Raw genomic sequence first — 17,280 nt, 5'->3', positions numbered from 1 at the left:
TCCGGAGTTTTTCGGCAAGATGAAGAAAGCGGCCCCTCGGGGCCACCCGCTGTGGTTCTCAGGTCCGGTAGGGATCGAGCGAGGCGCGCAGGCCGTCACCGAGGAAGTTGAAGGCCAGCACCACCACGATGATCGGCAACATGGGGATCGCCGTCCAAGGGTAGATTTCGATGCTTGCGAGGTTTTGCGCATCGTTGAGCATGACACCCCAGCTGACCGCCGGTGCCCGTAGGCCGAGGCCGAGAAAGCTGAGTGCTGTTTCGCCGAGGATCATCGCCGGAATTGACAATGTTGCGCTCGCGATCAGGTGGCTCATGAAGTTGGGCAGAAGATGGCGGCGGATGACCCGCGAGGGTTTGGCCCCCATCATCTCGGCGGCGCGCACGTATTCTTCCTCGCGCAGGCTGAGGAATTTCGCGCGCACGGCGCGAGCCAGCCCGGGCCAGTCGAGGATGCCCAGAATTATGGAGATGATGAAGAAGACCGCCACCGGCCCCCAGTTTGACGGCACCGCGGCGGAGAGCGCAAGCCAGAGGGGCAGTTCGGGCAGGCTGCGCAGGATTTCGATGGCCCGATTGATGGTCCAATCCGTCTTGCCACCGAAATAGCCCGCCATCGCTCCGAAGAAGATGCCCAGAATGAAGCTGACCGTGATGCCGATAAGTCCGACCGTCATGGAGAGCTGCGCGCCGTAGAGGATGCGGCTGAAGACGTCGCGGCCCAGCCTGTCGGAGCCCCACAGGAACACTGTCGCGCCCTGCGGGGCGCAGAAAAGGTGCGTGTCCGCCGGGATCAGACCGAAGATGTTATACGCCCGTCCTTCGCAGAAAAACTCCAGCGGCATCGGCGTGGTTTCATCCACCGTATAGGTCCAGCGATAGTTTTCCAGATCCGGCACCGCAGTCGTGGGGTAGACGAAAGGTCCGATATATTCGCCCTCATGCCACAGGTTGATGTCCTGGGGCGGGTGATAGAGGTAGTCGGCGCTGCGCTCGTTCGGGGTATAGGGGGCGATGAACCCCGCGATCGGCAGGATCAGGTAGCAGATCAGCAAGAAGGCACCCGAGATCAGCCCGAGCCGGTGGCGCCGGAACTTGCGCCAGATCAGCAGCCAGCCGGGCGCATCGAATTCGGCCCGTTCGGGCGCGGACAGGTTGCCCTCTTCGGTCCAGGGGGCATCGTCGATAAAACGGTTGTCAGGCTGCGTATTCATGCCTTGCGCCCTCCGTAGCGGATGCGCGGGTCAAGCAGCACCAGCAGCATGTCCGATACCATCGTGCCGATCAGTGTCAGCAGCGCCACGAACATGAGCACGAAACCGGCAAGAAACTGGTCTTGCGATTTCAGCGCCGTGAGCAGGAAGGGTCCGATGGTCTGCAGGCCCAGCACCACCGACACAAGCACCGAGCCCGACACCATCGCGGGCAGCAGGTTGCCGATGTCTGCGACAAAAGGATTGAAAGCCATGCGAAGAGGATATTTGCGCAGCATCTTGGCGGGCGTCATCCCCTTGGCGATTGCGGTTTCAACGTAGGGTTTGCTCAGCTCGTCGAGCATATTGGCACGCAGTCGCTGCATCATCGCGGCCGCGCCTGACGTGCCGATGACGAAGGTCGGCACGATCAGGTGGATCAGAATGGATTTGACCTTTTCCCACGACATCGGTTCCCCCTCGAGCGCGGGATCCATCAGGCCGCCAATCGGCAGGTCGAAGTATTTGTGACCGTAGTAAAACAGCATGAGTGCCAGAAGAAAGTTCGGCGTTGCCAGACCCAGATACCCGACAAACCCGGCGGTATAATCCACCCATGTTTCGGATTTCGCAGCCGCGAGCACACCCAGGGGCAGGGCGACCGCGTAGACAAACAGCACCGCCGCGAGGTTCACGAGGACCGTCAGCCAAAGCGCATCGCCCACAATTTCGGCCACGGGGCGGTCAAATTCGAACGACCATCCAAAGTTGCCCTGAAGCAGGCCCGAGAACCCCTGCGGGCCGGGGATAAAGCCGACCCAGATCAGATATTGCTCCCAGATCGGGCGGTCGAGCGCGTATTCCTTGCGCAGGAATTCTGCCTTGGCCACGCCCTCGGCCTGACCGGTGGCACGCAATTCGGCGATCTGGTTGGACAGGTAATCCCCGGGGGGCAGGTTGATGATGGCAAACACAAGGATCGACACGACCCAAAGCGTCAGCAGCATCGTGGCAAAGCGGTAGACCGCATAGCGGATGAACATCATTGCGTCACCTGCTGTTTGGCGTCTTCGAAAAAGAACTCGTCCATCCGGTGGATGCCGAAATGTGCCCCCGGATCGTAGGCCCAGATGCCTTTTTCGGGCACGTTGCGCAGCCGTTTAGACACAACGACAGGCTGCGGCGCGGCGGCAAGGATGCCGATGCCGAACTGCTGGTTGGCGTGGATTTCCAGCATCTCGTCCCAGATGCGGGCACGCTTGGCGGTGTCGTCGGTGTGGGCCCAGTCATAATCCAGCTGCATCAGGCGTTCGGCGGCTTCCATATCGACCTTTTCGCCCACCTGACCCTTGGTCTGGTAGTATTGGCCCCATTTTGGCCAGGCAAAGAATTCCTGTTGTGTCGGAGCGAGATAGTGCGGCGAGGTCTCCGCGCGGGGCAGACCATTGTCCCAGCCATACCAGACGCCCGCCATCGAGAGCCCGGCATAGATACGGTTGCGCAGGATATCGCGGTCCAGCGGGCGCATGATCAGACGGATGCCCAGATCGCGCCACGTGTCGGTGATGATCGCCAGTGCGTTCTCTTCTTCCTGCCGCTCGCCCGCGGTTTCGACCACGAATTCCATCGGCCGCCCGTCCGGCAGTTTGCGCAGCCCGTTGGCGGTCCGTTCGGTCAGACCCATTTCGTCAAGCAGCCGGTTCGCGTGGTCGATATCCATCGCGGACCACGCTTTCATATCGGCAGGATCGTGCAGCGGGCTCGAGGGCAGGGCCGTCATTCCGCCCTCTTCTGCAAGACCGAAGTACAGGGCGCGGTTGATCATGCGCCGGTCGATGCCGAGGCTGAGCGCGCGGCGGAACCGCACATCGCGGATAACCTCGCGCCAGACCGGATCGGCGAAATTGAGGTTGGGATAGATGGCAATCTGGCTCGCCGCCCCGTTGCCCCACAGGTAGGTGCGATAATTGCCGCCTTCGGCCTCGCCCTTTTTGAGGATCGCAACATCGCGGAACGACAGGCCGCGGGCTTGCAAATCGACTTCGCCGGCGTTCGCCTTGGCCGCAATCAGGCCGCCGCCCACCACGGTCATTTCCACCACGTCGATGTAGGGCAACTGTACGCCACGCGCGTCTATGCGGTGGAAGTAGGGGTTGCGGACAAAGACGTTGCGCGATGATTTGCCGCCTGTCGCATTCAGCCAGGGCTGCAACGTGGGCAGATCCTGATTGTCGAATTTGTACATGTTGTCGTATTTGTTGTGCAGCGCAGGCCAGCTTTCGACCCGCTTTTCGTCAATCAGCTTGGCCAGTTTTTCGGGATCCGTATAGGTGGCGTGGAACTGGCGCAGGTAGTGTGCGGGCCGGTAGATGAAGGGCGGGCGGGCCTGTGCCAGTAGCGGCAGGAAGTTCGGATTGGGGGTTTCCCACTCGAAAATCACCGTTTGCGGGTCGGGAAAGGTCACGCTGCCCATCTTGTCGTCGACGATCATCCAGTCGGGTGGACCCGTCGGTGTGATCTCTTCGTTGTTGACCACGTCTTCCCACCAATAGCGGAAATCCTCCGAGGTGAAGGGCGCGCCATCGGACCATTTATGCCCGTCGCGCAGATGCAGGACGAACCGGCGTTCGCCCTCGATCTCGATCTCGCGCAAAATGTCGGGCTGCAGCGAATAATCACCCGCATAGCCGATCAGACGGGCGTAGCCGTAAACCACCATCTGCCGGATGTCCTTGGTGCGCGACACCAACGTGCGCAGGGTGCCGCCCTGTTCGCCGAATTCCCTGCCCTTGGCGGCCAGATCGACAATCAGGGGCTCCGCGGGGATGCGCTCGGCTGCGGGGGGCATGTCGCCGTTGGCCACTTCCTGCTCCCAGAAACTGCTTTCCTGAACGGGCGTCTGGGCCCAGACGGGCGCGGCGATGAGACTGAGGGCAAGTAACAGTTTACGCATGGCATCTGACCTTGTGACCGGGTTCGAGTTCACGCAAAGCAGGCGCATCGGCCCCTTCAAAGCGGAACATTTCGGGCCATGTTTTCGGCTGGCCCGCCCCTTTTGCAACCAGATCCAGATCGATCGGCCGGTTCACGTCCGGTTCGGGCTGTGCCGCGATCAGGGCTTTGGTGTAGGGGTGTTGCGGATTGTAGAAAAGCGTATCCGGCGCGGCCTGCTCGACGATGACACCCGCACGCATCACGGCCACTTCGTCGGCAATGCGGGCCACAACCGCGAGATCGTGGCTGATGAACAAATAGCTCAGGTTACGTTTTTCGCGGATATCTTCGAGCAGCGTCAGGATCTGGTCCTGCACCGACACATCAAGCGCCGACGTGGGTTCGTCACAGACCAGAAGCTGCGGATCGAGCGTCAACGCCCGTGCGATCGACAGGCGCTGGCGCTGGCCGCCGGAAAACGCATGGGGATAGCGCGGCAGCATATCGGGGCTCAACCCGACAAGACGGATCATTTCGGCGGCACGTTCCTTGCGCTCAGCACGGTTGCCGATGCCATGGATTTCCAGCGGTTCGGTCAGTGCGCTTTGCACCCGCATCCGCGGGCTGAGCGACGAATAGGGATCCTGAAACACCATCTGCGCGTCGCGCTGGAACCGGCGCCGTTCGTCCGTCGTCATGTCGTGTACCGTCACCGGCGCGTCGCCGGGGCGGGCAGTGAAAAGCACCTCGCCGCCCGGATCGGGGTCGGTCGCACCCAGGGCCACACGCGCACATGTGGTCTTGCCCGATCCGCTTTCACCGACCACGGCCAGTGTCTTGCCGCGCGGCAGCTTCAGATCAACATCGCGGCATGCCGTGATCACCACCGGCTTGCGCCACCCGCCCGCGCGCATGGTGAAGGATTTGGTCACCTTGCGCATGTCGAGGATCAGATCGGCACCTTCGGATTGCGGCCGCGCTGGCGCTGCGACTTCGGGGATCATCGGGGCCGCCGCAAACAGCTTTTGGGTGTATCCGTGCGCGGGGGCTGCCAATACGTGCTGGGCCTCTCCCGCTTCCATGACGCGCCCGTTGTTCATCACAACGACCTTGTCGGCCATATTGGCCACCACACCCAGATCATGCGTGACGAGAATCACGGCCATGCGGGTTTCGCGCTGCAGATCCTTGATAAGCCCCAGAACCTGTGCCTGTGTCGTCACATCAAGTGCTGTGGTGGGTTCGTCCGCAATCAGAAGGTCGGGTTTGGAAACCATCGCCATGGCGATCATCGCCCGTTGGCGCATGCCGCCCGACATCTCGAACGGATAGCTTTTGTAGGCGCGTTCGGGATCGGCAAAACCGACCCGCTCGAACTGGGCCAGAACCCGTTTGCGCGCGGCGTCCTTGCTGATGCTTTCGTGCAGGTGCAACACTTCGCTGACCTGATCGCCCAACCGGTGCAGTGGTGACATCGAGCGCATAGGCTCTTGAAATATCATGGAAATCCGGTTTCCACGCAGTTTGCGCAGTTGCCGCGCAGGCGTTTTCAGCAGATCGCAGTTCACGCCCCCGTGGTCGTAGAGAATTTCACCCGATCGCAGCTGCGCATTGGCGGGCAGGATGCGCAACGCGGCCCGACAGGTCAGCGTCTTGCCCGACCCGCTTTCGCCGACCAGCGCAAGTGTTTCGCCACAATTCACATCAAAGCTGACCCTGTCGACAACCGGCGGCGCATCCCCGAAGCCGATGGTCAACGATTTCACGTCCAAAAGTGGCATGCCAATCCCTAGTTAATCCAGCAGAGTGAACCTGATAATATCGCAGACGTCCAGTCGTCTTGCCCTACCCCTACGTCAATTGCCGTGCGCACACCCGATGACGCCTGCGTGACGGGTCTGTCCTTCCCGCGACGGTTGGCGCATATGTATGTCACCCAAATTACCGGAGATATCGCCATGTCGCAGGCCCCCATGACCCGCCTTGATCTGTTTATTGCCCGCATGGTGTCTCAACGCGCCTGCATCGACGACGCGGTCGCCCGCACCAAGGATATGACCGGGCCTGTGTATGAACTTGGTCTGGGCAACGGCCGGACCTATCACCACATGCGCGAAACGATTGCGGGGCGCGATATCTACGTGTTCGAGCGGGCCGTGGCCTCTCACCCCGACAGCCGCCCCGAACCCGGCTTTCTCTACGAAGGTGACGTGTTCGAAACCCTGCCGCAGGCATTGGTTGATCTGGGGCCAACGGCGTCGTTCATCCATGCGGATCTTGGCGGCCATAACCGCGAAAAGAACGATGCCTTCGCCCGCAAGATTTCGCCCTATGTCGAGCCGCACCTGGCGCCGGGGGGGATCATGGTGGCCAGTGACCGGATGTATTTTGACGCACTCGAAGAACTGCCTTTGCCGGCCGAGGCCTTCGAGGGCCGGTGCTTTATCTACCGCAAACCCGCCTGACGCCGTTTCCACCGCACCGCCATCGGTGGCAAGGCCCGGCGCGAAACAGCGCCGGGCACAACTTTTGCTTGCGTGAAATTTCGACTCAGCCTAGCTTCATCTCAAAATAGTGAAACATTGTTTTACTAAGCGAAATAAATCTTTGGGAGGAGACTTCGCCATGACATTTCTGAAAAACGCATCTCTGGCTGCAGCCATGACGCTGGCCGCCGCGGCGGCGCAGGCCGAAACGACGCTGATCCACGGCGAGGCCGGCCCAAACCGCGGCGCGCGTGCCGCCGCGTTGCAGTGGTTCGCCGACGAAGTATCGGAACGCTCGGGCGGAGACATCAAGATCGACATCCAATGGGGTGGTGCGCTTTTCAAGGCGAAGGCGGCGATGCAGTCGATCGCCGACGGGGTGGCCGACATGGGGTCGGTGATCGCGGTGTATTACCCGCAGGACATGGCCGCTTACGGCATCGCGGATCTGCCGCTCAACAACCCCGATGCATGGGTCGGCATGCGCGCCACGGATGAGCTGATGCGCTCGTCCGAGGCGATCCAGAACAATCTGGCCGACCGTGATCTGCGCTACATCGGCACCTGGACCACCAGCCAGGTCAACATCGGTTGTAAGGACACCGCCATTCGCAGCGCCGCCGACATCGACGGCAAGAAAGTGCGCGGCGTGGGCGCCTACGGCAAGGTTTTCGGCGAGCAAGGGGCGAATATGGTCAGCATGTCGATCTATGACGCCTACCAGGGGCTCGACACCGGATTGATCGACTGCAGCCAGGGCTATTCCTATGCGGTGGCCGCGCTCAAACAGGCCGAAGTGATGAGCAGCTATACCCTCTTGGACTGGGGACAGGTCGGCGGTCTGGGCATCTTCATGAACCTCGACACCTACGAAGGCCTGACAGACGAACAGCGTGCGGTCATCAATGACACGGGCAAGGACATGGCCGATGAATTCGGTCGCCTGATCACATCGGCAAACGAAGCGGCCATCGCGTCGATGAAGGAACAGGGCGTCGAGATCATCGAGTTGCCCGAAGAAGAACGCGCCAAGCTGGTTGCGGGCGGCGAGAAGTTTCTCGACCAGTGGGTCGAAACCGCCAGCGACAGCGGTCTCGACGGGGCGGCGCTGCTGGAGGAATACCGCGGGCTGATCCAGAAATGGACCGAGGAGCGCGACACGAACGGCTATCCATGGGACAGCGCAACCAACTGAAACTGACGGATCGGGGGCGCACGCTATGCTTTTGCGACTTGAGAAAACCTTGCTGGGACTGGGCGCTGTGGCGGTCATTCTTCTGGGGGTGCTGATCACTGCAAATGTCATTGCGCGCGCCGTCTTTGGTACCTTCGTGCCGGATGCGGTCATCATGGTGCGGGAATTGATGGTGGCGGCGATCCTGCTGCCGCTGGCTGCGGCAACGGCGGCACGTGCCCATGTCAGCGTTGCGTTTGTCTCCGACCGCTTTGCGCCCCGTGTCCGCTCTGTGCTGATCATCGCAGGCTCGCTGATCGGTATGATCGCGCTGGCCCCTCTGATCTACAAAGGCAGCCTCGAGTTTCTCAAGGTTGTGGAGCGGGGCAGCTTCTATTCGGGCTATCTGGACCTTCCCAAATGGCCGGGGCTGTTGTTTTTTGTGCTGGGCCTCGGGGCGGCGTGGCTGCGTCTGGCCGAGCTTTTCGTGCGCGACATCCGCGTCGTGGCAGGCGGGGGTGTCGTATCGGACGCGCAAAAGCACGCCGGTGATCTCCTCGAAGAAAAGGGCTGACGCATGGATCCCGCCACAATCGGCATGATTGCCTTTGCCGCTGTTCTGGTGATGCTGGCGTTGCGTGTGCCCATTGGTTTCACGCTGGCCTCTGTCGCCACGGTGGGTGCCTTTTTCATCTATGCGTTCCGGTCGGGCAGCTTTGCGCCCGAGCGCGCGATCAAACCCACCTCCTCGATGGTGTTTTCCAATTCCTACGACCTCGTGCACAGCTATGACCTGTCGATGATCCCGCTGTTCGTGGCGCTGGGTCACATCGCCTACAAGGCCGACATCACGACCAAGATCTACTATGCCGCCAAGGTCTGGCTGACCAAGCTGCCGGGCGGCGTCGCCATGGCCTCCGTGATGGGGTGTGGCGGGTTTTCGGCCATCACCGGATCGTCCATCGCCTGCGCCTCCACGATGGGCAAGATCTGCACGCCCGAAATGTTGCGGATGGGGTACGATCCGCGCCTTGCCACCGCCAGCGTGGCGGCGGGCGGGACGCTGGGCTCGCTCATCCCGCCGTCGGTCCTGTTCATCATCTACGGCATCTTCACCGAAACCTCGATTTCATCGCTGTTTCTGGCGGGCATCCTGCCGGGCCTGCTGACACTGGCGGGGTTTGTGCTGGTCATCGCCGTCTGGGTCTGGACCCGCCCCGAAGTCGCCCCGCCCACCGACCAACGCTTCACCGCCCGCGAACGCTGGATCGCGGCATGGGAAAGCTGGCCTGCGGTCTTGCTGTTCATCGTCATCATCGGCGGCATCTATGGCGGGATATTTACCGCCACCGAAGCGGCCGCCGTCTGTGTCACGGCGGCCACCCTCATCGGCTTTGCGCAGCGCAAGCTCAGCCTCGCGGACCTGTGGGAAGCCGTGAAAGAGACCTGCATCCAGACATCCGCAATTTTCCTGATCGCGGCCTGCGCCAAGATTTTCGTGGCCTTCATCGCGCTGACCGGTGTCGCGCCGGTGATCGTGCAGGCGGTGACGGATGCGCAGCTTTCGGTGGTGATGCTGATGCTGTGCATCGCGGTGATCTACCTTCTGTTGGGCATGTTTCTTGACCCCATCGGCATCATGGTGCTGACGCTGCCGCTGATGATCCCGCTGGTCGAAAGCTATGATCTGAACCTGATCTGGTTTGGTGTCGTGGTGATCAAGCTGTTGGAAATCGGGCTCATCACGCCGCCTGTCGGGCTGAACGTCTTTGTCATCGCAAATGTCGTGGGCCGTGACGCACCGATCGACAAGATTTTTGCCGGCATCACCCGGTTTCTCAGCGTTGATGTCATTGTGCTAGGCCTCATCATGGCCTTCCCGATCATATCACTTCTGATCCCGATGGCCGCGCGATGACGGATCAGAGCACAGACCGCAAATTCGCCAATACGCTGGCTCGGGGGCTCGGGGTTCTGCGTGCCTTCCGGGCCAGCGACAACGGGCTGACGCATGCCCAGATCGCAGAGCGGACAGGCCTGCCGAAACCCACGATCTCGCGTTTGACCTATACGTTGTGCGAACTGGGATATCTCAGCCACGGGGGTCGCAATGACCGTTTCCGGCTGGGCCCTGCCGCAATCGTGCTGGGGTCGGTCGCATCGCAGGCCGTGGGGTTCGTCGATATGGTCAGCGACGACATGCAGCGGCTGGCCGACGACACCGGAACACTCGCCCTGATCGCCGTGCGCGACGGGGACCGGATGATGCTGGTGCGCACGTGGCGCCCTGCGACGGCCTCGACCATCTGGCTCGAACCGGGCCACCGCATTCCGGTGCATGGCTCTTCGTCGGGCATGGCGTTTCTGGCCAGTCTGGACGACGAAAGGTTCGCCGCGCTGCAGCCCGATGAAAACCTGTGCCAGTTCCGGCAGGATGGCTACAGCCAGCTTGTGGGCCGCGGTTTTGCCATCGCGCCCGATGATGTACGCTATGCCAGCACCGTAAATGCCGTCAGCGTGCCCTACCACGCCGCCGAATTCGGCGAGGCCGTCGCCTTTACCTGCGGCGCTTTGCCCGTTGATTTGCCGCGCGCTCGCATGGAGCAAGAGGTCGGACCGGCCCTGCATGCGCTGGTCCGCGCTCTCGAACACCGCACAGGCCGGGCGCCCACGCTCAGCCGCCGCGGATGACACCAAGGAGACCCCGATGACCGATAAGATCGCCTATGAAACGCACGGCCCCGTCGCTGTCCTGCGATTGCAGAATCCGCCCGTCAACGCGCTGAGCCAGCAGGTCCGCCAGGGGCTGAGCGATGGCATGGACCGCGCCGAAGCCGATGACGCGGTACAGGCGGTTTTGATCGTCGGCGATGGCCGCGCCTTTATCGCCGGTGCCGATATCAAGGAATTCGGCAAGCCGTTGACCGAGCCAAATCTGCCCGATCTGTGTACCCGCATCGAAAGCTCGCCCAAGCTGGTGGTGGCCTCCATGCACGGGGTGAGCCTGGGTGGCGGGCTGGAGGTGGCGCTGGGCTGCCACTACCGCGTGGCGCAACCCACTGCGCGGGTGGGCCTGCCCGAGGTCCATCTGGGCATTCTGCCCGGTGCAGGCGGCACCCAGCGGCTGCCGCGTCTGACTGGCGCGCAAAAGGCTGTCGAAGCCATCACGACGGGCCGCCATATCAAGGCCGCCGAGGCGCTGGAGCTTGGCATCATCGACCGCATCGAAGAGGGCGATCCGCTGGAAGTGGGGCTGGCCTACGCGCAGGACCTGCTGTCACAAGGCGCCCCGCGCCGTCCGGTCAGCGCACTGCCCAATCTCGAAGGGATCGATTGGGACGCGACCTATGATAACGTGCTCAGAAAAGGCCGCGGTCAGATCAGCCCGGCCACCGCCGTGCGTGCGGTTCAGGCAGCCTCCGAGCTACCCTTCGAGAAAGGCATCAAACGCGAACGCGAATTGTTCATGGAGCTGATGAATACGGACCAGCGCAAAGGTCTGATCCATGCGTTTTTCAACGAACGGGCCGTCAGCAACCTGCCCGAACTCAAGGGCGTCGATCCGCGTCCGGTCCAGACCATCGGGGTGATCGGCGGCGGCACGATGGGCGCGGGCATCGCAACTGCAGCGCTGCTGTCTGGGCTGAATGTCGTGCTGATCGAGATGACGGATGATGCCGCCACAGGAGCGCACAAGCGCATCGCGGGCAATCTGGCAGGCGCGCTCAAACGCGGCAAGATCAACCAGGAAAAGCACGACGCGCTGCTGAATGTCGCGCTGGAGGTTTCCCAGAACTACGATAGCCTGCGCGACGCTGATCTGGTGATCGAAGCGGTCTACGAGGATATGGACGTCAAGAAAGAGGTGTTTGGCAAGCTCGACGCCGCGTGTAAACCGGGCTGCGTGCTGGCGACCAACACGTCGTATCTGGATGTCAACGAGATCGCGGCGAGCACCGCGCGGCCTGCCGATGTGATCGGGTTGCACTTCTTTTCGCCCGCACATGTGATGAAGCTGCTGGAAATCGTGGTGGCAGACCGGACCGCGCCGGACGTGGTTGCGACCGGTTTCGCGCTGGGCAAGATGCTGGGCAAGGTGTCGGTGCGCGCCGGGGTGTGCGACGGCTTTATCGGTAACCGCATACTCGCGGTCTACCGCACGGCCGCCGATCACATGATCCTTGACGGCGCGTCGCCCTATCACATCGACAAGGTGCTCAAGGATTTCGGCTTTGCGATGGGGCCGTTCGAAGTGGCCGATCTGGCCGGGCTCGACATCGGCTGGGCCACGCGCAAGCGCAAGGCGCCCGACCGCCACCCGCAAGAACGCGTGCCGACCTACATCGACCGGCTGTGTGAACAGGGGCATTTCGGGCAGAAAACCGGCGAAGGGTATTATGTCTACGAAGAGGGCAAACGTGGCGGCACACCCAATCCGAAGATCCCCGATCTGATTGCGGCCGAACAGGCCGAGCTGGGGATCACGCCGCGCGACTTTACCGACGCGGAAATCCTGCGCCGCTACATGTGCGCGATGGTCAACGAATCCGCCAAGGTGGTCGAGGAAGGCATCGCCGCCCGCCCGCTGGATGTCGATATGACACTGCTCTTCGGGTACGGGTTTCCGCGCTACTGGGGCGGGCCGATGAAATGGGCGGACATTCAGGGCCTGCCGTCGGTGCTGGCCGATATCGAACGCTATGCCGCCGAGGATGCGTGGTTCTGGGCCCCCGCCGATCTGCTGAAAAAACTGGTGGCCGAAGGCCGCACATTTGATGATCTGAACAAGGAAGCCGCACAATGAAACAAGCTGTCATCGTCTCTGCCGCCCGCACGGGTCTGGCCAAATCCTTCCGGGGATCGTTCAACATCACCCACGGCGCGACGATGGGCGGGCACGTGGTCGAACATGCCGTCGCGCGCGCGGGTATTGATCCGGCCAGCGTCGAGGACGTGATGATGGGTTGCGGGTATCCCGAACACGCCACCGGATCGAACATCGCACGCCAGTCGGCACTGCGCGCGGGCCTGCCGGTCACCGCGTCCGGCGTCACGATCAACCGCTTTTGCTCGTCCGGCCTGCAATCCATCGCCATGGCCGCCAACGCCATTACGCAGGAAGGCGCGGGCCCCATGGTCGCCGCGGGCGTCGAAAGCATCAGTCTGGTGCAACCGCAAGCCGCGCGCGAGCAGGAGGCATGGCTGACCGAACACAAGCCCGCCGTTTACATGACCATGATCGAAACCGCCGATATCGTGGCCGAACGCTATGGCATCAGTCGCGCCTATCAGGACGAATACGGCCTGCGCAGCCAGCAGCGTATCGCCGCCGCGCAGGACGCCGGTAAATTTGACGACGAAATCGTGCCGATGCAGACCACGATGGCCAAGCAGGACCGCGAAACAAAGGAAATCACCCATCACACGGTCACGGTCGACCGCGACGAATGCAACCGCCCCGGCACCACGCTCGAGGGGTTGGAGGGCCTGAACCCCGTCCGCGAGGGCGGTTTTGTGACGGCGGGCAACGCCAGCCAGCTGTCCGACGGGGCCGCCGCAGTCGTGGTGATGGACAGCACACAGGCCGAACGCGAAGGCCTGTCACCGCTGGGCGCGTTCAAAGGTTTCGCCGTCGCAGGGTGCGAACCCGACGAAATGGGGATCGGTCCGGTGTTTGCCGTGCCACGGCTGCTGGAGCGTCACGGGCTCAAGGTGTCGGACATTGATCTGTGGGAGCTGAACGAAGCCTTCGCTTCACAGGCGCTCTATTGCCGCGACCGGCTCGAGATCGACCCGGAAATCTGCAACGTCAACGGCGGCTCCATTGCCATCGGCCACCCCTTTGGCATGACCGGAGCGCGCATGACCGGGCATCTGATGTTCGAAGGGCGCAGGCGCGGCGCAAAGCTGGGCGTTGTGACGATGTGCGTGGGCGGCGGCATGGGTGCTGCCGGCCTGTTTGAAATCTACTGAAAGGACCGATCCAGATGGACCTGAGCTATTCAGACGCAGATATCGCCTTTCGCGATGAAGTCCGCAGCTTTCTTGCCGAAAAGCTGCCCGCACATTTGTCCGACAAGGTGCGCGAGGGCAGGGAACTGACCAAGGCGGATCATGACGAATGGCACGCGATCCTCAACGACCGTGGCTGGCTCGCACCGAACTGGCCCGAAGAACACGGCGGCGCGGCGTGGGACGCAGTCAAGCGGCACATCTTCGAGGAGGAGATGGCCGCCCACAACGCGCCCCGCATCGTTCCTTTCGGCCTGTCGATGCTGGGCCCCGTGCTGCAGAAATTCGGCTCGGAGGAACAGAAATCCTACTGGCTGCCGCGGATCCTGTCGGGCGAGGATTGGTGGTGTCAGGGATATTCCGAACCCGGCGCTGGCTCCGATCTGGCCTCGCTCAAGACAGAAGCGGTGCGCGACGGCGACCACTACGTCGTGAATGGCCAGAAGACATGGACCACGCTGGGCCAGCACGCCAACATGATCTTCTGCCTCGTGCGCACTGACAAGAAGGCGAAACAGCAAGAGGGCATCAGCTTCCTGCTCATCGATATGGACACGCCGGGCATCGAGGTGCGGCCGATCGTGCTCCTCGATGGCAGCGCCGAGGTCAACGAGGTCTGGTTCACCGATGTGCGCGTGCCGGTCGAAAACCTCGTGGGCGAGGAAAACAAGGGCTGGACCTATGCCAAGTACCTGCTCACCCACGAGCGGACGAATATCGCGGGCGTCGGATTTTCGCAGGCCGGACTGCGCCGCGTCAAACGCATCGCCAAGGCCGAAATGGCCAACGGCAAGCCGCTGATCGAAAACCCGCATTTTGCCGCCCGCGTGGCGCAGGTCGAAATTGACCTGATGGCGATGTCGACAACAAACCTGCGCATCATCTCCAAGGCGGCGGCGGGGCAGGCACCCGGTGTTGAATCCTCGATGCTCAAGGTCAAAGGCACCGTCATCCGTCAGGAAATCAACGATCTCGCCCGCCGCGCGGCAGGGGTCTATGCGATGCCCTTCGCGTCCGAAGCGATCGAAGGGGCCAACACCGCCTTGCCCGATCCGCTGGCCGCCGGCCCGGTGGCGGCGCAATATTTCAACAACCGCAAACTGTCGATCTTTGGCGGCTCGAACGAGATCCAGCGCCAGATCATCGCCAAGACGACGATGGGAGGCTAGGCCATGAATTTCGACCTGACCGAAGAACGCCAGATGCTGCAGGATACGCTGCGCCGGTTCCTGCGCGACCGCTACGATACCGCGACACGCAACGCGATCCTGAACAGCGACAGCGGCATGTCGAGCGAGATCTGGGGCGAACTGGCCGAACTGGGCATCATCGGTGCGCTCTTTACCGAAGAGCAGGGCGGCTTTGGTGGCGCGGGGTTCGACATCGCCGTGGTGTTCGAGGAACTCGGTCGCGCCGGTGTGGTCGAGCCGTTTCTCGACAGTGCCGTGCTCGCCGGCGGGCTGGTCGCCGATCTGGGAAATGCAGACCAGGTGGCGATGGTCGAAGATCTCATCGCCGGTCAGACACAGCTTGCCTTTGCCCACACAGAACCCAACAGCCGCTATGACCTGACCCGCGTCGCCACCACCGCCACGGCCAAGGCCGACGACATCGTGGTGAGCGGGCGCAAGGCCGTGGTGATGAACGCTGAAGCAGTCGACGCGCTGATCGTGTCGGCGCGCGAAAGCGGAGAGCATGACGAGGCAGAGGGCATTTCGCTTTTCGTGGTGCCCGCAGATACGGCAGGCCTGACAATCGAAGGCTACGCCCTGCTGGCCGGCGGACGTGCCGCCGAAGTGACATTGGACGATGTGACGTTGCCCGCCTCGGCCCGGCTGGGGGATGCGGGCGGCGCCAGCCCCGCCATTGAACGGCGCACCGCGGCGGCCACGGTGGCCCAGCTTTCCGAAACGCTGGGTGCGATGGAAACGGCCTGCGCGCTGACCCGCGACTATCTGGGCACCCGCAAGCAATTCGGCCGCCCCATCGGCACGTTTCAGGCCCTTGCCCACAGGATGGCCGACCTGTTGATCGAAATGGAGCAGGCCCGCTCGGCGGTGATCCTCGCCGCTGGTCATCTCGAAGCCGACCGCAGCGCGCGCGAGCGGCACGTATCGGCGGCCAAGAACCTGATGGGCCGCGTGGGCCGTCTCGTGGCCGAGGACAGCATCCAGATGCACGGCGGCATCGCCATGACGCAGGAATACGAACTGGCCCATATCGCAAAACGCATCGTGATGGGCGACCACCGGTTCGGCGATACCGATCACCATCTGGAGCGGTTCATTGCCCTTAGCGCCGCCTGAAACGCTCATCCGCGATGAAACAGGGACCCAGCGGTTGGTGGGGTACGTCGTCGATGTGTCCGACCCTGCCCACGGGCGCTGCTGGCTAGACGTTGACGAACGCCACCTCAATCGCCACGGGGCGCTGCACGGTGGGATCGCGGTCACATTGCTCGACAATGCGTCGGGCACAACGGGGTCGCTTACGGTGGACGCAACGGGCAAGGCACCGTTTCTGACGGTGTCGCTCAACACCCAGTTTGTCGGATCAGGCAAGCCGGGGCGGATCACGGCGACCGGCACGGTGACAGGGGGCGGGCGCAGCCTGTTGTTTATTTCCGCCGACCTGCGCCATGAGGACGGAACGCTGGTGGCGACATCGACGGGCGTGTTCAAACGCGTCCCCAAGGAGCGACTGACATGAGTGCAAGACTGGAAGACGCAGGCGATCGGCTGATCATCTGGAACGGCAACACCGCACGGCGCGGCGCCCTGTCGCCCGAACTCTATGACGTCATCGGCAGAGCCATGACGCTGGCGGCCGAACGGCGGATCAAGGCGGTAATTTTCACGTCGGAGGGCGGGTTTTTCTGCGCCGGTGGCGATCTCAACACCTTGATCACGCGCCGCGACCTGCCCGAGGGGGAGCGCCGCGACCGCGTCGATGACCTGCACAGCCTGATCCGGGCGCTGCGGGCCTGTCCGGTGCCCGTCATCGCGGCGATCGAAGGGGGTGCCGCGGGCGCGGGCCTGAGTTTTGCACTGGCCTGTGATATCATCGTCGCCGCGCAGGATGCAAAGTTCACCGCTGCCTATGTCAAAGCGGGTCTGGTACCCGACGCCGGTCTGACCGCGCATCTGGCGCGGCTGGTGCCGCGGGCGCTCGCCATGGAAATGTGCCTGCTTGCGACACCCGTCACCGCGTCGCGGATGTTCGATCTGGGGGCGATCAATCTCGTGACGCCACCGGCGGGCGCCTTGGCCGCAGCACAGCAGGTCGCGGACCGGCTCGCTGCCGGGCCGCGTGCCGCGCAAGGTACGATCCGCCGGCTTGTGTCGCAGGCCTACGAGGCGGCCGAAGACGACCAACTCGATGCCGAACGAGACGCGATGGCCCACGCGGCCGGTGCGGACGAAGCCGCCGAGGGTATCGCCGCCTTTCTTGAAAAACGTGCGCCGCGCTTTGACTGAACACAT

General features: G+C 62.7%; 15 protein-coding genes. 11 read left to right on the top strand and 4 right to left on the bottom strand.

Annotated elements, in window-relative coordinates; genetic code table 11:
* Positions 1 to 58 precede the first annotated feature (58 nt).
* From K3756_RS14930 to K3756_RS14915, 4 genes are read right to left on the bottom strand one after another with little or no spacing between them, the layout of a single operon-like run.
* Complete coding sequence (locus K3756_RS14930) at positions 59 to 1,213, bottom strand: ABC transporter permease (RefSeq protein WP_259988751.1); 1,155 nt, start codon at positions 1,211 to 1,213, stop codon at positions 59 to 61.
* Positions 1,210 to 2,238 (bottom strand): ABC transporter permease, encoded by a 1,029-nt coding sequence (locus K3756_RS14925; RefSeq protein WP_259988749.1) that lies wholly within the window; start codon positions 2,236 to 2,238, stop codon positions 1,210 to 1,212. The genes K3756_RS14930 and K3756_RS14925 overlap by 4 nt, the downstream gene beginning before the upstream one ends.
* Positions 2,235 to 4,145, bottom strand: a complete 1,911-nt coding sequence (locus K3756_RS14920) for an ABC transporter substrate-binding protein (protein WP_259988745.1) — start codon at positions 4,143 to 4,145, stop codon at positions 2,235 to 2,237. Before K3756_RS14920 ends, K3756_RS14925 begins: the two co-directional genes overlap by 4 nt.
* Positions 4,138 to 5,907, bottom strand: coding sequence for an ABC transporter ATP-binding protein (locus tag K3756_RS14915; RefSeq protein ID WP_259988743.1), 1,770 nt, complete (start codon positions 5,905 to 5,907; stop codon positions 4,138 to 4,140). The genes K3756_RS14920 and K3756_RS14915 overlap by 8 nt, the downstream gene beginning before the upstream one ends.
* 192 nt (positions 5,908 to 6,099) lie before the next feature.
* On the opposite strand from K3756_RS14915, the gene K3756_RS14910 reads away from it, so the two are divergent.
* The 11 genes from K3756_RS14910 (at position 6,100) to K3756_RS14860 (ending at position 17,274) form a co-directional block, all read left to right on the top strand.
* The gene (locus K3756_RS14910) at positions 6,100 to 6,591 is read left to right on the top strand and encodes a class I SAM-dependent methyltransferase (protein WP_259993570.1); all 492 of its coding nucleotides are present in this window, start codon (positions 6,100 to 6,102) and stop codon (positions 6,589 to 6,591) included.
* Between the two features lie 160 nt (positions 6,592 to 6,751).
* Positions 6,752 to 7,807 carry a C4-dicarboxylate TRAP transporter substrate-binding protein gene (locus tag K3756_RS14905; protein WP_259988740.1) on the top strand — a complete coding sequence of 352 codons (1,056 nt, stop codon included), beginning with the start codon at positions 6,752 to 6,754 and terminating at the stop codon, positions 7,805 to 7,807.
* 25 nt (positions 7,808 to 7,832) lie between these two features.
* Positions 7,833 to 8,360: a TRAP transporter small permease gene (locus tag K3756_RS14900; RefSeq protein WP_259988738.1), complete on the top strand. Its 528-nt coding sequence runs from the start codon at positions 7,833 to 7,835 to the stop codon at positions 8,358 to 8,360.
* A 3-nt stretch (positions 8,361 to 8,363) separates the two neighbouring features.
* Complete coding sequence (locus K3756_RS14895) at positions 8,364 to 9,704, top strand: TRAP transporter large permease (protein ID WP_259988736.1); 1,341 nt, start codon at positions 8,364 to 8,366, stop codon at positions 9,702 to 9,704.
* The gene (locus K3756_RS14890) at positions 9,701 to 10,477 is read left to right on the top strand and encodes an IclR family transcriptional regulator (RefSeq protein ID WP_259988734.1); all 777 of its coding nucleotides are present in this window, start codon (positions 9,701 to 9,703) and stop codon (positions 10,475 to 10,477) included. The genes K3756_RS14895 and K3756_RS14890 overlap by 4 nt, the downstream gene beginning before the upstream one ends.
* 16 nt (positions 10,478 to 10,493) lie before the next feature.
* Positions 10,494 to 12,590 carry an FAD-dependent oxidoreductase gene (locus tag K3756_RS14885; RefSeq protein WP_259988732.1) on the top strand — a complete coding sequence of 699 codons (2,097 nt, stop codon included), beginning with the start codon at positions 10,494 to 10,496 and terminating at the stop codon, positions 12,588 to 12,590.
* Positions 12,587 to 13,759, top strand: a complete 1,173-nt coding sequence (locus K3756_RS14880; RefSeq protein ID WP_259988730.1) for an acetyl-CoA C-acyltransferase — start codon at positions 12,587 to 12,589, stop codon at positions 13,757 to 13,759. The genes K3756_RS14885 and K3756_RS14880 overlap by 4 nt, the downstream gene beginning before the upstream one ends.
* Before the next feature lie 14 nt (positions 13,760 to 13,773).
* On the top strand, positions 13,774 to 14,967 hold the full coding sequence (locus K3756_RS14875; RefSeq protein ID WP_259988728.1) for an acyl-CoA dehydrogenase family protein: 1,194 nt from the start codon (positions 13,774 to 13,776) through the stop codon (positions 14,965 to 14,967).
* A gap of 3 nt (positions 14,968 to 14,970) precedes the next feature.
* Positions 14,971 to 16,104, top strand: a complete 1,134-nt coding sequence (locus tag K3756_RS14870; protein ID WP_259988726.1) for an acyl-CoA dehydrogenase family protein — start codon at positions 14,971 to 14,973, stop codon at positions 16,102 to 16,104.
* The gene (locus tag K3756_RS14865) at positions 16,085 to 16,507 is read left to right on the top strand and encodes a PaaI family thioesterase (protein WP_259988724.1); all 423 of its coding nucleotides are present in this window, start codon (positions 16,085 to 16,087) and stop codon (positions 16,505 to 16,507) included. Before K3756_RS14870 ends, K3756_RS14865 begins: the two co-directional genes overlap by 20 nt.
* Entirely contained in the window at positions 16,504 to 17,274 is a 771-nt protein-coding gene (locus K3756_RS14860) for an oxepin-CoA hydrolase, alternative type (protein WP_259988722.1), read from the top strand. The genes K3756_RS14865 and K3756_RS14860 overlap by 4 nt, the downstream gene beginning before the upstream one ends.
* The last annotated feature ends 6 nt before the right edge of the window (positions 17,275 to 17,280 follow it).

The sequence above is a fragment of the Sulfitobacter sp. S190 genome, from assembly GCF_025141935.1.
Taxonomy (GTDB): Bacteria; Pseudomonadota; Alphaproteobacteria; order Rhodobacterales; family Rhodobacteraceae; genus Sulfitobacter.
Note: the sequence above shows the minus strand (reverse complement) of the source record. Positions and strands in the feature narration are given on the sequence as shown.

Bases quoted from the DNA above. Each gene is read 5' to 3' on its own strand.
- K3756_RS14890 (WP_259988734.1), top strand. From the start codon at position 9,701: ATGACGGATCAGAGCACAGACCGCAAATTCGCCAATACGCTGGCTCGG.
- K3756_RS14870 (WP_259988726.1), top strand. From the start codon at position 14,971: ATGAATTTCGACCTGACCGAAGAACGCCAGATGCTGCAGGATACGCTG.
- K3756_RS14895 (WP_259988736.1), top strand. From the start codon at position 8,364: ATGGATCCCGCCACAATCGGCATGATTGCCTTTGCCGCTGTTCTGGTG.
- K3756_RS14900 (WP_259988738.1), top strand. From the start codon at position 7,833: ATGCTTTTGCGACTTGAGAAAACCTTGCTGGGACTGGGCGCTGTGGCG.
- K3756_RS14915 (WP_259988743.1), bottom strand. From the start codon at position 5,907: ATGCCACTTTTGGACGTGAAATCGTTGACCATCGGCTTCGGGGATGCG.
- K3756_RS14860 (WP_259988722.1), top strand. From the start codon at position 16,504: ATGAGTGCAAGACTGGAAGACGCAGGCGATCGGCTGATCATCTGGAAC.
- K3756_RS14885 (WP_259988732.1), top strand. From the start codon at position 10,494: ATGACCGATAAGATCGCCTATGAAACGCACGGCCCCGTCGCTGTCCTG.
- K3756_RS14925 (WP_259988749.1), bottom strand. From the start codon at position 2,238: ATGATGTTCATCCGCTATGCGGTCTACCGCTTTGCCACGATGCTGCTG.
- K3756_RS14905 (WP_259988740.1), top strand. From the start codon at position 6,752: ATGACATTTCTGAAAAACGCATCTCTGGCTGCAGCCATGACGCTGGCC.
- K3756_RS14875 (WP_259988728.1), top strand. From the start codon at position 13,774: ATGGACCTGAGCTATTCAGACGCAGATATCGCCTTTCGCGATGAAGTC.
- K3756_RS14880 (WP_259988730.1), top strand. From the start codon at position 12,587: ATGAAACAAGCTGTCATCGTCTCTGCCGCCCGCACGGGTCTGGCCAAA.
- K3756_RS14930 (WP_259988751.1), bottom strand. From the start codon at position 1,213: ATGAATACGCAGCCTGACAACCGTTTTATCGACGATGCCCCCTGGACC.
- K3756_RS14910 (WP_259993570.1), top strand. From the start codon at position 6,100: ATGACCCGCCTTGATCTGTTTATTGCCCGCATGGTGTCTCAACGCGCC.
- K3756_RS14920 (WP_259988745.1), bottom strand. From the start codon at position 4,145: ATGCGTAAACTGTTACTTGCCCTCAGTCTCATCGCCGCGCCCGTCTGG.